The 13,644-nt window shown below is 74.7% G+C and carries 12 protein-coding genes; 4 read left to right on the top strand and 8 right to left on the bottom strand.

Translation table 11 applies throughout. From position 1 onward, the window contains the following. Positions 1-242: 242 nt before the first annotated feature. The gene (locus ACFT41_RS27435) at positions 243-1,379 is read right to left on the bottom strand and encodes a substrate-binding domain-containing protein (RefSeq protein ID WP_377589343.1); all 1,137 of its coding nucleotides are present in this window, start codon (positions 1,377-1,379) and stop codon (positions 243-245) included. Positions 1,380-1,476: 97 nt separating this feature from the next. Between ACFT41_RS27435 and ACFT41_RS27430 the strand changes: the two genes are divergently transcribed. Next, entirely contained in the window at positions 1,477-1,953 is a 477-nt protein-coding gene (locus tag ACFT41_RS27430; protein ID WP_377589342.1) for a MarR family winged helix-turn-helix transcriptional regulator, read from the top strand. Positions 1,954-2,076: 123 nt separating this feature from the next. On the opposite strand, the gene ACFT41_RS27425 is transcribed toward ACFT41_RS27430, so the two are convergent. The 6 genes from ACFT41_RS27425 to ACFT41_RS27400 are packed head-to-tail and all read right to left on the bottom strand — an operon-like array spanning position 2,077 to position 6,633. Continuing rightward, positions 2,077-2,853, bottom strand: coding sequence for an urease accessory protein UreD (locus ACFT41_RS27425; protein ID WP_377589341.1), 777 nt, complete (start codon positions 2,851-2,853; stop codon positions 2,077-2,079). Further along, entirely contained in the window at positions 2,853-3,557 is a 705-nt protein-coding gene (gene ureG / locus ACFT41_RS27420) for an urease accessory protein UreG (protein WP_377589340.1), read from the bottom strand. Before ureG ends, ACFT41_RS27425 begins: the two co-directional genes overlap by 1 nt. Positions 3,558-3,567: 10 nt before the next feature. After that, entirely contained in the window at positions 3,568-4,245 is a 678-nt protein-coding gene (locus ACFT41_RS27415) for an urease accessory protein UreF (RefSeq protein ID WP_377589339.1), read from the bottom strand. A 5-nt stretch (positions 4,246-4,250) separates the two neighbouring features. After that, positions 4,251-5,954: an urease subunit alpha gene (locus ACFT41_RS27410; RefSeq protein WP_377589338.1), complete on the bottom strand. Its 1,704-nt coding sequence runs from the start codon at positions 5,952-5,954 to the stop codon at positions 4,251-4,253. Beyond that, positions 5,951-6,334 carry an urease subunit beta gene (locus ACFT41_RS27405; RefSeq protein ID WP_377589337.1) on the bottom strand — a complete coding sequence of 128 codons (384 nt, stop codon included), beginning with the start codon at positions 6,332-6,334 and terminating at the stop codon, positions 5,951-5,953. The genes ACFT41_RS27410 and ACFT41_RS27405 overlap by 4 nt, the downstream gene beginning before the upstream one ends. Beyond that, complete coding sequence (locus tag ACFT41_RS27400) at positions 6,331-6,633, bottom strand: urease subunit gamma (RefSeq protein ID WP_377589336.1); 303 nt, start codon at positions 6,631-6,633, stop codon at positions 6,331-6,333. The genes ACFT41_RS27405 and ACFT41_RS27400 overlap by 4 nt, the downstream gene beginning before the upstream one ends. Before the next feature lie 393 nt (positions 6,634-7,026). On the opposite strand from ACFT41_RS27400, the gene ACFT41_RS27395 reads away from it, so the two are divergent. Next, positions 7,027-8,115, top strand: a complete 1,089-nt coding sequence (locus tag ACFT41_RS27395) for a hypothetical protein (RefSeq protein ID WP_377589335.1) — start codon at positions 7,027-7,029, stop codon at positions 8,113-8,115. Positions 8,116-8,159: 44 nt separating this feature from the next. Here ACFT41_RS27395 and ACFT41_RS27390 read toward each other — a convergent pair whose 3' ends face one another. Then, the gene (locus ACFT41_RS27390) at positions 8,160-11,387 is read right to left on the bottom strand and encodes a glycoside hydrolase (RefSeq protein ID WP_377589334.1); all 3,228 of its coding nucleotides are present in this window, start codon (positions 11,385-11,387) and stop codon (positions 8,160-8,162) included. Between the two features lie 233 nt (positions 11,388-11,620). On the opposite strand from ACFT41_RS27390, the gene ACFT41_RS27385 reads away from it, so the two are divergent. Then, the gene (locus tag ACFT41_RS27385) at positions 11,621-12,694 is read left to right on the top strand and encodes a LacI family DNA-binding transcriptional regulator (RefSeq protein WP_377589333.1); all 1,074 of its coding nucleotides are present in this window, start codon (positions 11,621-11,623) and stop codon (positions 12,692-12,694) included. A 518-nt stretch (positions 12,695-13,212) separates the two neighbouring features. After that, positions 13,213-13,638, top strand: coding sequence for an acyltransferase family protein (locus ACFT41_RS27380; protein ID WP_377614028.1), 426 nt, complete (start codon positions 13,213-13,215; stop codon positions 13,636-13,638). Positions 13,639-13,644 lie beyond the last annotated feature (6 nt).

Here is a 13,644-nt window from a genome sequence, read left to right as displayed (position 1 = left end):
CGTTTCCCGGCTCTTAATTGCCTGTTTCCCGAACGGCCGGTAAGGTCAGTTCAGCAGGGCGAAACCACAAAAGGCCGCCACCACATCCGGAGGATTCACGGAAACGGGGACGGCCGACATCAACCATTCGGAAGAACGGTTGACCATGCGCCTGAACGCCATTTCGGCGAAACGCGTGGCAAGTCAGTTACTTCCTGCGTGAAGGATTTTAGCGGGGTCACCCAGCCGGCTGTCAAGCGCGCCTACAGCTCCGCCAGCACCGCGAAGTCGAGCCCGTCGGCCTCGGCCAGGTAGATCCGCTGGCACACGTGCCGCCGCCGCAGCCGCAGTTCCCCCCGCGGCCCCTGGTACGACACCGCTTCGGCGGCGGCCCCGATCGCCCGCACGTCCAGGGTCCGGGCCCGGGCGATCAGCGCCGCCAGCAGCATCACGCCCTCGTAGCAGGACTCACCCAGGCTGCCCAGCGGCGGCGCCTCCACCCCGAACCGGCGGGCGTACGCCCCGTGGAAGTCGAGGTTCTCCCGGGTGACCAGGCCGGCGAAGAACCCGGCCGTGCTGTACAGCCGGCGGGTCGCGCCCGCGCCGCTGGCCAGCAGCATGTTCTCGTCCATCAGGGTGCTCAGCCGCAGGCAGCGCTGGTCCAGGCCGCTGCGGGCGAACGCCCGGTTGAACCGGACCGCGTCCGCGCCGACCAGCAGCATCAGCACCCCGTCGGCCTCGGCCTGCTCGACGGCACGCAGGACGGGACCGAAGTCGTGGGCGTCCAACGGCAGGAACCACTGCCCGCACACCCGCGCCCCGCTGCGCAGGGCGTACCGCTGGGCGGCGCGGGCCGTGCGGCGGGGCCACACGTAGTCGTTGCCCACCACGTACCACCGGCGCACACCCTGCTCGCGGGCCAGCAGGCGCATCGCCGGCCAGAGCTGCGCGTCGGGCGTCTCGCTGGTCAGGAAGACCCCCTCGGTGTGCTCGCCGCCCTCGTAGAGCGCCGTGTAGACGTACGGCACCCGGTGGGCGACCCGTGGTGCCACCGCCTGCCGCACCGACGAGATGTGCCAGCCGGTGACCCCCTGCACCGCGCCGGTCGACACCAGCGCCTCCACCTCGGCGGCGACCTCGGCCGGGTCGGCGCCGCCGTCGACGGGCACCAGCCGCAACTCACGGCCAAGCACCCCGCCGTCGCGGTTGATCTCCTCCACCGCGAGCTGGGCGCAGAGCTCGCAGGTCGGGCCGAACATCCCGGCGGGCCCCCGCATCGGGTAGACCAGCGCGACGCTGACCACCGACCGGTCCACGGTGAGCCAGGGCGCGGGGACCTCGAGCGTCTGCCCCGGCTGGGGATGCGGCGCACCAGCCGGACGCCCTGCCGGCACGGACATGACGACATGATTGCCGCCGGCCGGTGCCCACACCAGACCCGGTCACGATGCGGGACCTTTTCGGTACGATGACAGCCCCACCGAACGGGGGAGAGCCATGCCCGAGGTGCCCGCGACGCCCGTCGACCTGCTGCGTGCGCTGACCCGTGCCGAGCGGCTGCTCGCCCGGCGCGTCGGCGCGGTCCTGGCCGCCGAGGGCCTCTCCGTGGAGGCGTGGCGGGTGCTGTGCCTGCTCGCCGACGGGCAGGGGCACCCGATGAGCGAGGTCGCCGCCGAGGAGTCCCTGCCGCCGGGGACGCTGACCAAGCTGGTCGACCAGCTCGTCGACCAGAACCTGGTCTACCGGCGGATCGACCCGCAGGACCGGCGGCGCATCCGCGCGTACCTGACCGCCCGGGGCCGGCGCGAGCAGGAACGCCTCGACGCCCTGGTCCGGGCGGACCTGGCCGACCTGACCACCGGCGACGACCTGGCGCTGGCCGGGGCGCTGGCCGCGCTGGTCGACCGGCTGTCCGCCGACCGCCGCCCGGTCGGCGCGGCGGCGGGCCCGCGCGCCCGCGTCGCGGCCCGCTGACGCCCGCCGGGCCCACCGCCCGGCCACGCGACGACACGGGCATGCCGACGGCAGCGGCGACAGTGACCGCAGCGGCAGCGGCGACAGCAGCGGCAGCGGCGACGGCAGCGGCAGCCGGGCCGGTCAGGCCGGGGTGAGCCGCTCGCGCAGGGTGTGCGCGTCGGCGGCGGTGGCAGTGAGCAGCACCGCCGGGCCACCGGCCAGCGGCAGCCAGGCCACCGACCCGCCGTCGTCGCCGGTCACCGGCCGGCGTGGTCCACTCTGGTGGGGGATCGTCGCCGGTGCGAGCGCGCCGGGGCCGGCCGGGGCGTCCGGCTCCACGAGCAGCAGCGAGCCGGTCGCCGAGGCGCCACCGAGCACGGCGGGCCCCGCCCAGCCGGGCGCCGACGGGCCGACCGCCATCGACTGGCGCAGCAGGGGCCGGCCGTCATGGTCCACCGACGTGCGGACGACGGCGTCGCCCGGGGACTCGCCGTACCGGCCGCAGATCAGCTCGTCCCGCCAGGTCAGCCGGGCACCGGCGGCCAGCTCGACCCGCGCCTCGGCGATGTGGTCGCAGCCGGCCGCCGCGACGAGCTGCTCCGGCACCCAGTGCAGGGTGGCCCCGGCTTGCACCACCGCGTGCACCCGCATCCGGGACGCCGCCCCGGGCCGGCCGGGCAGCGCCACCGAGGCGGCGACGCTGCCGACGCGCAGCGCCGCGCCCGGGCCCACCTCCACCTCCAGCAGCAGGTCGTCGCCGCCGAGCGGGCCGGCCGCGCCGCCCACGACGTACACCGTGGCGAGCCCGCCCTCGGCGGCGGTGGACCGCAGCAGCAGCGGCGACTCACCGCGCAGCTCCGTGAGGCGGGTCCCGCCGCGACCGTCGGCGCACGCCACCACCCGGGCCCGCGCGCGCATCAGCCGACGGCCACGGCGGCCCGGTGGTGGGCCAGCTCGTGCCGGATCCACCCGGCCACCCGGGTCGCCTCCGGGTCGCCGACGATGGACAGAAAGACCGTCGGCAGGTCGCCGCGCCGGGCCCGCGCGTCGCGGTCCATCACGTCGAGGTCCGCGCCGACCATCGGCGCCAGGTCCGTCTTGTTGATCACCAGGAGGTCGGCGGCGGTGACCCCGGGCCCGCCCTTGCGCGGCACCTTGTCGCCGCCGGCCACGTCGACCACGAAGATCTGCCGGTCGATCAGGCCCCGGCTGAACGTGGCGGTCAGGTTGTCCCCGCCGCTCTCCACGAGCACCAGGTCCAGCGGGCCGACCGCGTCGCACAGCTCGTCGATCGCGTCGAGGTTCGCGCCGATGTCGTCGCGGATCGCCGTGTGCGGGCAGCAGCCCGTCTCCACCGCCCGGATCCGGGCCGGGTCGAGCACTCCGGCCCGGCGCAGGAAGTCCGCGTCCTCGGTGGTGTAGATGTCGTTGGTGACGACGCCGAGGCGCAGCTCGGTGGCGAACGCCCGGCACAGCGCGGCGACCAGGGCGGTCTTGCCCGAGCCGACCGGGCCGCCGATGCCGATGCGCAGCGGCCGGGCGGCCGGCGGCAGCGGGGCGTGCGGGTCGACCCCGGGCTCGGGGTGGGTGTGGGGGACGTCCTCGTCGTGCGACGAGGTCACGGGAACGGATTCAGGACGCAAAGAGACGCACCTCCCAGGTGGTGTGGACTTCGGCGTGGATGTCGGTGAGGGGGGCCGAGCCGGCCGGTAGCCACTCCGGCGGCCCGGCGGCGGCGGCCACCGCCCGCGCCGCCGTGGCGTCGACGTCGGCCGTCAGGGCGGCGAGCAACCCGTGCACGCGGTACGGGTCGAGGCCGAGCAGCCGCACCGCCGCGCTCGCCGGACCGGTCACCGACCCGTACGCGGCGGCGGTGGCCAGCTCGGCAGGGTCGAGGCCGGCGGCCACCCCGACCAGCCCGAGCACCAGCGGCTGGTGCGGCCCGGTGGGGTCGGCCGGCAGGGCGGCGAACGGCCCGCCCGGCCACAGCGCCCGCCCGGCGCGCAGCAGGGCCCGGCCCTGCCGGCGGGAGACCGCGCGCAGCGCCGGGGCGGCCGTCCGGGCGTCCAGCTCGACGTCGAGCCGGGCCAGCGCTGGCCGGGGGTCCCCGGCCGCCGCCGCCTGGTGCGCCGCCACCGCGAACGCCGCCGCGACCAGCCCGCCGGTGGCCAGCCGGCCGACCAGGAAGCCGCGCAGCGAGGCCAGGTCGGTGACCAGCCCGGCGGCGACGGCGGCCTCCAGCCCGGCGGAGTGGGCGTGCGCGCCGGCCGGGAACCGCCCGTCGGCGAGCAGGAGCAGCATGCTCGTCATCGTCGTCAGAACAGGTGGTAGAGCTGGGCCATGGGCAGCTCCGGCACCGGGTCCGGCTCGACCACCTGGCCGTCGATCCGGACGGTGAAGGTGTCCGGGTCGACCTCGATGCGCGGCATGGCCCCGTTCTCGGGCAGGTCGGCCTTGCCCCGCGACCGCACGTCGGCCACGGGGACCAGCGGCCGGCGCACGTCGAGGCGTAGGCCGGCCTCCAGCGCCGCCGGGGCCACGAACGCGAGGCTGGTCGCCGCCGGCACCACGCCGTGCGCGCCGAACATCGGCCGGGGCAGCATCGGCTGCGGCGTCGGGATCGACGCGTTCGCGTCGCCCATCTGCGCGTACGCGATCATGCCGCCCTTGAGCACCAGGTGCGGGCGTACGCCGAAGAAGGCCGGGTCCCACAGCACCAGGTCGGCGAGCTTGCCCGGCTCCACCGACCCCACCTCGCGCTCCAGGCCGTTGGCCATCGCCGCGCAGATCGTGTACTTCGCGACGTAGCGGCGGGCCCGGTGGTTGTCGGCGCGCCCGTCGCCGGGCAGCGCCCCCACCCGCTTCTTCATCACGTGCGCGCTCTGCCAGGTGCGGGTGATCACCTCGCCGATGCGTCCCATCGCCTGCGAGTCGGAGCCGATGATGGAGATCGCGCCGAGGTCGTGCAGCAGGTCCTCGGCGGCCATCGTCGACGGGCGGATGCGGCTCTCCGCGAACGCCAGGTCCTCCGGCACCGCCGGGTTGAGGTGGTGGCAGACCATCAGCATGTCGAGGTGCTCGGCGAGGGTGTTGCGGGTGTACGGGCGGGTCGGGTTCGTCGACGACGGCAGCACGTTCGGCTCGCTGGCGACGGTGATGATGTCCGGCGCGTGGCCGCCGCCCGCCCCCTCCGTGTGGTACGAGTGGATCGCCCGCCCGGCGATCGCGCGCAGCGTGTCGGCGACGAACCCGGCCTCGTTGAGGGTGTCGGTGTGGATCGAGACCTGCACGCCGGAGGCGTCGGCCACCCGCAGGCAGGCGTCGATGGCCGCCGGGGTGGTCCCCCAGTCCTCGTGCAGCTTGAAGCCACCCGCGCCGGCCCGCAGCTGCTCCCACAGCGCCTCGCCGGAGACGGTGTTGCCCTTGCCGAGCAGCAGCACGTTCACCGGGAACGCGTCCAGCGCCTCGTGCATCCGGGCCAGGTGCCAGGCGTTCGGGGTGACCGTGGTGGCCCGGGTGCCCTCGGCCGGGCCGGTGCCCCCGCCGACGAGGGTGGTGATGCCGCTGGTCAGCGCCTCGTGCACGAGCTGCGGGCAGATGAAGTGCACGTGGGTGTCGACGGCCCCGGCGGTGAGGATGCGCCCGTTGCCGGCGATCACCTCGGTCGCCGGGCCGATCACCAGGTCCGGGTGGACGCCCGGCATCGTGTCCGGGTTGCCGGCCCGGCCGAGCGCGACGATCCGGCCGTCGCGCAGCCCGACGTCGGCCTTGACCACGCCCCAGTGGTCGAGCACCACCGCGCCGGTGATCACCGTGTCGAGGGCGCCCTCGGCGCGGGTGGCCCGGGACTGGCCCATCGACTCCCGGATCACCTTGCCGCCGCCGAAGACCATCTCGTCGCCGCCGACGCAGTGGTCGACCTCCACCTCGATGAGCAGGTCGGTGTCGGCGAGCCGGATCCGGTCGCCCGTGGTGGGCCCGTACAGGTCGAGGTAGCGCCGCCGGTCCAGCTCGCTCACCGGTCCGACCCCCCGTCCGGCCCTGCGGCGACGGTCGGGGCCGCGTCCGGCGGCCCGGCGACGGCCGGGCTCGCGTCCAGCGGGCCGGCGACCTCGCCGCGCAGGCCGGCGACGATCCGGGCTCCGCCCAGCGGCACCAGCTCCACCTGGCGGCTGACCCCCGGCTCGAAGCGCACGGACGTCCCGGCGGGCACGGCGAGCCGCTGGCCGTACGCGGCGGCCCGGTCGAAGCGCAGGCCGGGGTTGGCCTCGGCGAAGTGGTAGTGCGAGCCGACCTGGACCGGCCGGTCGGCGGTGTTGACCACCAGCAGGGTGGTCACCGGCAGGCCGGCGTTGATCTCGACCGGGCCGTCGCCGGGCAGCACCTCGCCCGGGATCACGGGATCGGGTGGTGCACCGTCACCAACTTGGTGCCGTCCGGGAACGTCGCCTCCACCTGCACCTCCTTCAGCAGCTCCGGGACGCCGTCGAGCACGTCGTCGCGGCCGAGCACGCCGCGACCGGCCGACATCAGGTCCACGACCGACCGCCCGTCGCGCGCGCCCTCCAGCAGGAAGGCGGTGATCAGGGCGACGGCTTCGGGATAGTTCAGGCGCAGGCCACGCTCGCGGCGGCGGCGGGCGACGTCCGCCGCGACGTGCACGAGCAGGCGATCCTGCTCGTGGGGGCTGAGGAACACGGAAACCTCCGGGCGGTCCGGCGTGCGCTCCCGCAGTCGCGGCGCGCGTCGACGGGCGCCGGACGAGAGGGGGTCGCACGTGACCGCCGCCGGCCGTCGGCGGTTCGCCCCGGGACCCCACCGGCCCCGGCCCGATCCTACGGCCGCGCAGCGGTGTGGGGGCTGGGAACGGACCGCACCGCCAACCGCTGACCAGACCGTAGAGGATCAGCGGGGACGGTGGCAACGGCCGTGGCGGCGATGCGGTGCGGGTCACCGGCGGCCCTCGACCCGCCGCCACGACAGTCACCAACGGGACAGCGGGCGGTAAAGCGGGCACGTATCCTCTCGGTCTCCGGCCGATCAACGGGCGTGGCGCGGGCGACCTGACCGGGAGGGTGCGGGATGCGGCGGATGAGCGGGGCGAGACGGGGGCGGTCCCGCCGGCAGCGGCGATCCCTCCTGGTCGGCGGGGCGCTGCTCGGGGCCGCCGTCGGCATGCTCCTGGCCGCGTGGCGCAGCGCCGGCTTCCTCAGCGAGCTGCTGCTCAACCTCGGCGCGAGCGTGGTGCTCGCCGCGATCTCGTACGCGGTCTTCGATCCGCTCTTCGAGGAGGCCCGCCGGGCCCGGGTGCAGGAACACCTGAGCTTCGACCGGAAAGGGTTCGTCGAACGGCTCCAGCACAGCCGCCGGCGGGTGCGCATCCTCGACACCTGGACGATCCTGCTGGAACGCGGGCAACGCGACGCGACCCTGCGGGCGATGCTGGCGGTGCTGGCCAAGGGCGCGACGGTGCAACTGCTGTTGCTCGACCCGGACTGCACGGCCGCCCAGCAGCGCGGGGAGGAGTTGGAGCGGCAGCGGATCGACGTCCCCGGGCAGATCCGGGCCAACCTGCGGCACCTGGCCGCCTTCCGGCAGTCGCTGGAGCCCTCGCTGCGGTCCCGCCTTCAGGTCCGGGTCTACGACGCGTCGCCGTCGATCCAGCTCTATCAGTGGGACGCGCGGGCGCTGATCTCGTTCTTCCCGATCGGCAAGCTGTCGTTCAACGTGCCGCAGCTGGAGGTGGACATGGACAGCCCGTGGGGCGGGTTCGTGCACGCCCGGTTCGAGGAGCTGTGGATGCACGAACAGGCCACCCTGCCCCTGGACCGGTACTGGTCGACGACGATCACACTGCGCCACGACCACTCCGATGTCGTCGAGATGCCGGCGGAGTACGTCTCGGTGGACGGTCAGCACTACGTCGACTGCCGGGCGCTGCGGCTGGCCCGTCCGCTCACCGTCCGGGCGCAGCTTCCCCCGCACGCCCGGGCGGCGGAGGCGCGCGAGTACGCGCTGGTGGAGCCAGCCGACGGCGACCGCATGCCGGCCGCCCGGGTGGCCCGGCTGTTCGACCAGAAGTACGGCCCTGGCGACGGCGGGCGGGCGATCCTGCGCCTGGCGCCGGAGGGGGCGGAGGACGGGCGCGTGCCCGGCCCCCGCTCCCCCGCCGGCACCTGACGGCCACGGTCGCCACCCGCCGCCGCACCTCGGGCCGGCCGGCGTCAGCGCCGCAGGCGCACCGTGTAGGTGCGCGACTGCGAGCCGTCCTCGCTGGTCACCGACACGGTCGCCGTGCGGTTGCCGGCCTTCGGCTGGCGCACGACGACGGTGGCGTACGGGTCGGCGGCCACGGCGGTGACGCACGGCAGCTTGCCCCGGCGGGCCACGGTGTAGGACAGCTTCTCCGGGTCGAAGCCGGCCAGCGGGACCCCGTCGAGGGCGATGCCGGCGGCGGACGCGTCGGACGACGTCCCGGGCGCGGCGGCGAAGACCTCGATCTCGCTGGCCGTGATGTGCCGGTCCGGGTGTGCCGTGAGCACGACCCGCACCGCGTCCGTGGTGGCGGGCACCGCCACGTCGACGGCGGGGGCGTTCGTCGTGCCGGTCGGGACGGCCACCGGCGCGCCCGCGTCGACCCAGCCGCCCTGCGGGTCGCGGACCTGCATCCGCAGGCTCTGCGGATAGCTGTCGGAGCCGTCGCGGTAGAAGTGGGTGACGACCCGGGTGAGGGTCCGGCGCTCCGGCAGTGTGACGGTGAGCGTGTCGGTGGGGTTCTTCGCCCCCGACCGCCAGTTCGACCAGGCCTTGTCGGTCAGGACGCCGTTGGCCAGGCCGTCCGGCGAGTAGCCGGGCTCGGTGAAGGTGGCGGTGACGCCGGCCGGGGTCGTCCGCTCCTCGACCGGCGGGGTGACCTGGACCCGCACCGTGGCCGCGAGGGTGCGCCCGTCACCGGCGTCGGCCTGCCCGGCGAGGGTGACGACGCCGGGGGCGTCGAACGCGCCGGCCGGGGGCGGCTGCCAGAGCACCGGGCGCTGCACCGTCGCGCCCCGCCGGGCCACCGCGGTGACCGTGGCCGGCAGCTTCGGCTCGCCGCCTGCGGCGGCCTTGGCCCGGGTGGGTTGCGTCGCCACGAGGGTGTCGACCACGACGGTGGCCCGGGCGACGTGGGTACGCCCGAGGGCGTCGGTGGCGTGGCCGGTGACCCGGACGGTGCCGGGCCGATTCCAGGTCGACGCGGCGGGCAGCCGCCAGGTGACCGGCAGCGTCCCCCGGGCGCCGTCGCGGTGGATCGGGGCGACGGTGTCCGGCAGCGTCGGGGCGACCCCGGGAACCGTGAACGCGTCGGTGGGCGCGATCCCGAGGACCGTCTCGTCGGTGACCCGCCAGCGCTGGTTGGCCCCCGAGTTGGCCAGCCAGGTGGTGACCGCCGCGCCGTCGCCGGTGGCCTGGCCGCCGACCTCCAGCAGGCGCCGGGAGTCGACGTTGACGAGGGTGTAGGTCCCGTCGCCGGTGGTGGACAGGATCCACTGTGCCTGTGGGCCGGGCGCCGCGACGGCGGGGACGAGGGTGACGGCCTGGTCGACGACGGCGAGCTGACGGGCGCCGTCGGCGGTGGCGACGGCGTACCGGGCCCGGTTGCCGGTGCCCCCGGCGAGCCGGGTGAACCGCCACAGCTGGGCCGCGCTGGCCGGGTCGGTGGTGCGGATGACCGCGCCGGAGCTGGTGCCGCCGGCCGGGGTGAGGGAACGGCCGCTCTGCACGCCGGTGAGGCGGTAGACGTGGCCGTCGCGCACCAGCGCCGCGCCGGGGGCGACCCCGGAGACGCCGGTGACGAGGAACGTCGTCACCGACTGGGCGGGCACGTCCACCCGGGCGGTGCGGTTGCGCACGGCGACGGGAGTGCCGCGCCGCAGCGCCCCGTCCGCGCTGGTGACGACGGGGGTCACGGTCGCGTTCGCGGCGACGGCGCCGAACGCCGACAGGTCGAGTGCGACGGTACGGGCGGCGGTGCTGTCGTTGACGTGCACGACGGTGGCCCGGCGGCCCGTGGAGACAGCCGCGACGCTGGAGGTGTCGTTCACGGCGACGAGCCGGTCGCCGGGGCGGATGTGGTGGGTGAAGTTGCGGACGGTGTCGAACTTGGTGTTCGTGTAGATCGGGCAGGTCTGCAGGGTGTCGGCGGCCGTGCAGTCGAACGGGAGCTGGATGCTGCCCCAGTTGGAGCCCTGCGGGAACTCGCCGCCGGGCTTCATGTTGTCGTAGTCCTCGACCGGCTGCCAGAACACCCACGCCGACGGTTCCAGCTCGCGTAGGTCGTCGACCAGGTGCCGGGCCATCCCGAGGCCGGGGGCCATGCTGGTCAGGCTGTGCCCGTCGCCCCAGGAGCCCTCGACCTCGCTCATCCACAGCGGCTTGTCCTCGCCCTTGGCGATGTCACGGGCGGTGGTGCGCTGGCCCGTGCCGTAGGTGTGCACGTTGAGCTGGGCGATGAGGTCGCGTACGTCGTCGGGGTAGGCGTTCCAGTTGGTGGCGAACGTGCCGGGGTTGGTCTCGTCCATGGCGGACACGGCGGTCCTGCTGCCCGCGGCCCGCAGCTCGGCGGCGAGCGCCCGGATGACCTGCTGCTGGAGGGCGGGGCCGGCGTGGGCGCCCTCCTGCCGGCCGCCGACCGGGTTGCCGTCGGCACCCAGCCGGGTCCCCCAGTAGGTGGTGTTCGGCTCGTTGAGCGGGTCGATCGTGTCGACGGTGATGCCGTGCGCGGCCTCCAACTGCTGGGTGACCCGCACGAGGTAGGTGGCGAAGTCGTCGACCCGGTCGGCGCGGATCTGGTCGGCGCCGGAGTCGAGGCCGCCGGAGACGTACCCGCTGACGGTCTGGAACCACGGCGGCGAGTTGCTGAACGTCTCCCACCGGGTGACGTCGCCCTTGATCCGGTCGACCCACCAGCGTTGGGCCTGGTCGGCGTCCGGGTTCCAGTGTTGCGGGTCGTCCGGGTCCCACCAGTCGGTGTCGGCGCGGGTGGTGCCCTCGGGGGCCTGCCACCAGCCGGGCACCGCGCCGCCGGGGCGCAGGTAGTCGGGGACGTCGGGGGCGTTGCCGCCGCCGATGTTGTAGCGGGCGATGTTGAGGTTGAGGCCCTGCTCGCCGAAGACGAGGTCGGCCAGGCGCTGCCGGATCTCCTCCGGGTAGCCGCCGGTGGCGTTGGCGAACCAGACGAGGCTGGTGCCCCACCCCTGGAACTCCTGCCCCTGGTAGGACGGGTCGGGGCGGACGGTGACCACCGGCGGCGCGGCGGCCCCGGGCGTGGACGCGCCGGTGGTCCCGGCGGCGGATCCGCTGCCCGGCGCGGCGGCGGCGGGTCCGGCGCCGGGCACGGCGGCGACGCCGAGGGTGACGACGGCCGCCGTGATCGCGGCGGCCAGCCCTCGACGGGACGGGTGTCTGCTCATGTGGACGGTCTCCTCCGACGGGTGGTGGTGAGCCGGTGGACCGCGCCGCGTGTCGTCGCGGCGGGCGCGCTGCCTTGATGTTTACGCAAACATCGAGTGGTGCGATGCTGCCAGTCGGTCGGTGGCCCGTCAAGCGTGGCCGGCATACTGGGCTGCGCCGCGCCACCACGACGGCGAAGGCGGAACGGGCCGGAAGGCATCGGCTGCGGCCGGGGTGAGAGGAGCGAGGCGGGATGAGTCCGTCCGGGCCCGACGGGGCGGCGCAGGAGCCGCCCGGCGCGAGCCGGCCCCGCGCCGGACGGCGGCGGGGCGTCTCGATGGCCGACGTGGCGCGGCTGGCCGGCGTCTCCTCGCAGACCGTCTCCCGCGTCTCGACCGGCCACCCCGGCGTCGTCGACAGCACCCGTGAGCAGGTCCTCGCCGCGATGCGGCAGCTCGGCTACCGCCCCAACAGCGCCGCCCGCGCGCTCAAGTACGGCGAGTTCCGCACCATCGGCGTCATCCTGTTCACCCTGTCGAGCACCGGCAACAGCCGCACCCTGGAGGCGATCGCCACCCACGCCGCCGACGCCGGCTACGTGATCACCCTCATCCCCGTCGGGGCCCCCACCCAGGACCACCTGCTCGGCGCCTTCACCCGGCTCGGCGAACTCGCCGTCGACGCGGTCATCGTCATCATGGAGGTGCACCTGCTCGACGCGGCGACCGTCGCCGTCCCGCCGGGCGTGCACGTCGTCGTGGTCGACTCCGACGCCGGCGACCGCTACCGCGTCGTCGACACCGACCAGGCCGACGGCGCCCGCCAGGCCGTGCACCACCTGCTCGGCCTCGGGCACCGCACGGTGTGGCACGTGGCGGGGCCACGGGAGTCGTTCGCCGCGCAGCGGCGCGCGCTGGCCTGGCGTACGACGCTGGAGGAGCACGGCCGCCCGGTGCCGCCGGTGCGCCGCGGCGACTGGTCGGCCGAGTCCGGCTACCGCGCCGGCCTCGAGCTGGCCGACGAGGCCGACTGCGCGGCGGTCTTCGTCGCCAACGACCAGATGGCCCTCGGGGTGCTGCGCGCGCTGCACGGCCGGGGCCGGGCGGTGCCCGGCGACGTCAGCGTCGTGGGCTTCGACGACATCGCCGACGCGGGCGCGTTCATCCCGCCGCTGACCACCGTCCACCAGGACTTCGCGGAGGTCGGCCGCCGCTGCGTCGAGGCGGTGCTGCGCCAGGTCCGCACCGGCGTGCCGGAGACCGGCACGACCCTGGTCTCCACCCGCCTGGTGGTACGCGAGAGCACCGCACCACCGCCGGGCGGCTGAGCGGGCGGGCCCCGCAGGCCAGCCCCGGAATGGGCCTGACGCTGATCCGCGACGCCAGCGAACTGCTGCCGCAGCCTGTCCGGGTTCACCACGCCAAGCACGGTCGGCCACAGTCGGCGGCCGGCGGCCGGTGAGCGGTGAGCGGTGAGCGGTGAGCGGAAGGACATAGGCGGAAAGAAGCACCAATGGGCGTTACGGAACATCTCTCAGAATGCATTCAATTAGCTCGAATAAATTAGGTATCCGGCCATTGCCGCAACTATCTCGACTTCCCGCCGAAAGCGGTCGTCGACAAGACGCGCCGAACATCGCGACCTCCCGGCAGTCCAACGACCGGCGAGCTTCTCCACGGCTGCGATCCGGCAGGGCCGGCCAGGTATCCATTCACGACATGTCACAGCATTCACGACGCCACACGTCTCGACAACAGAACGATTCCCTGTCGAATATGGCCAAGAATGCAGCCAGCCGCATACTCATAGGCCTATGTCAAGCTGCCTGAATGCCTCTCAGGAGGAATGATGTCCACTCCAGCCGACGCGGCGCATTCAGCGCCCGCCCGACCCGCCGACCCCCAACGGCCGGCGCCACCGCCGGCCGTCGGCGAGCCGGGCCACGCAAGCCCGCCTGACCGGCCGCGCACCAGATTCCGCGGCGACATCGAGGGAATCCGCGCGGTCGCCGTGGTGACGGTGATGCTGTTCCACGCCGGCGTGCCGGCGCTCTCCGGCGGCTTCGTCGGCGTCGACGTCTTCTTCGTCATCTCGGGCTACCTCATCACCGCCCAACTGCTGTCCGAACAGAACCGGACCGGCCGGGTCGCGCTGACGGACTTCTACGCCCGCCGGGCCAAGAGACGGCGAGTTCAGTCAGTCGTAGCACTTGATCTTGGTGGTTCGGTGGGACAGGATGCCCGCCGTGCGCAACATGCTGACGTTGGCTGATCGTGA

It is taken from the genome of Micromonospora sp. NPDC057141, assembly GCF_042670805.1.
Taxonomy (GTDB): Bacteria; Actinomycetota; Actinomycetes; order Mycobacteriales; family Micromonosporaceae; genus Micromonospora.
This window is presented reverse-complemented; position numbering and strand designations above follow the sequence as displayed.

Bases quoted from the DNA above. Each gene is read 5' to 3' on its own strand.
- ACFT41_RS27435 (WP_377589343.1), bottom strand. From the start codon at position 1,379: ATGTCCGTGCCGGCAGGGCGTCCGGCTGGTGCGCCGCATCCCCAGCCG.
- ACFT41_RS27430 (WP_377589342.1), top strand. From the start codon at position 1,477: ATGCCCGAGGTGCCCGCGACGCCCGTCGACCTGCTGCGTGCGCTGACC.
- ACFT41_RS27425 (WP_377589341.1), bottom strand. From the start codon at position 2,853: ATGCGCGCGCGGGCCCGGGTGGTGGCGTGCGCCGACGGTCGCGGCGGG.
- ACFT41_RS27415 (WP_377589339.1), bottom strand. From the start codon at position 4,245: ATGACGAGCATGCTGCTCCTGCTCGCCGACGGGCGGTTCCCGGCCGGC.
- ACFT41_RS27395 (WP_377589335.1), top strand. From the start codon at position 7,027: ATGAGCGGGGCGAGACGGGGGCGGTCCCGCCGGCAGCGGCGATCCCTC.
- ACFT41_RS27390 (WP_377589334.1), bottom strand. From the start codon at position 11,387: ATGAGCAGACACCCGTCCCGTCGAGGGCTGGCCGCCGCGATCACGGCG.
- ACFT41_RS27385 (WP_377589333.1), top strand. From the start codon at position 11,621: ATGAGTCCGTCCGGGCCCGACGGGGCGGCGCAGGAGCCGCCCGGCGCG.
- ACFT41_RS27380 (WP_377614028.1), top strand. From the start codon at position 13,213: ATGATGTCCACTCCAGCCGACGCGGCGCATTCAGCGCCCGCCCGACCC.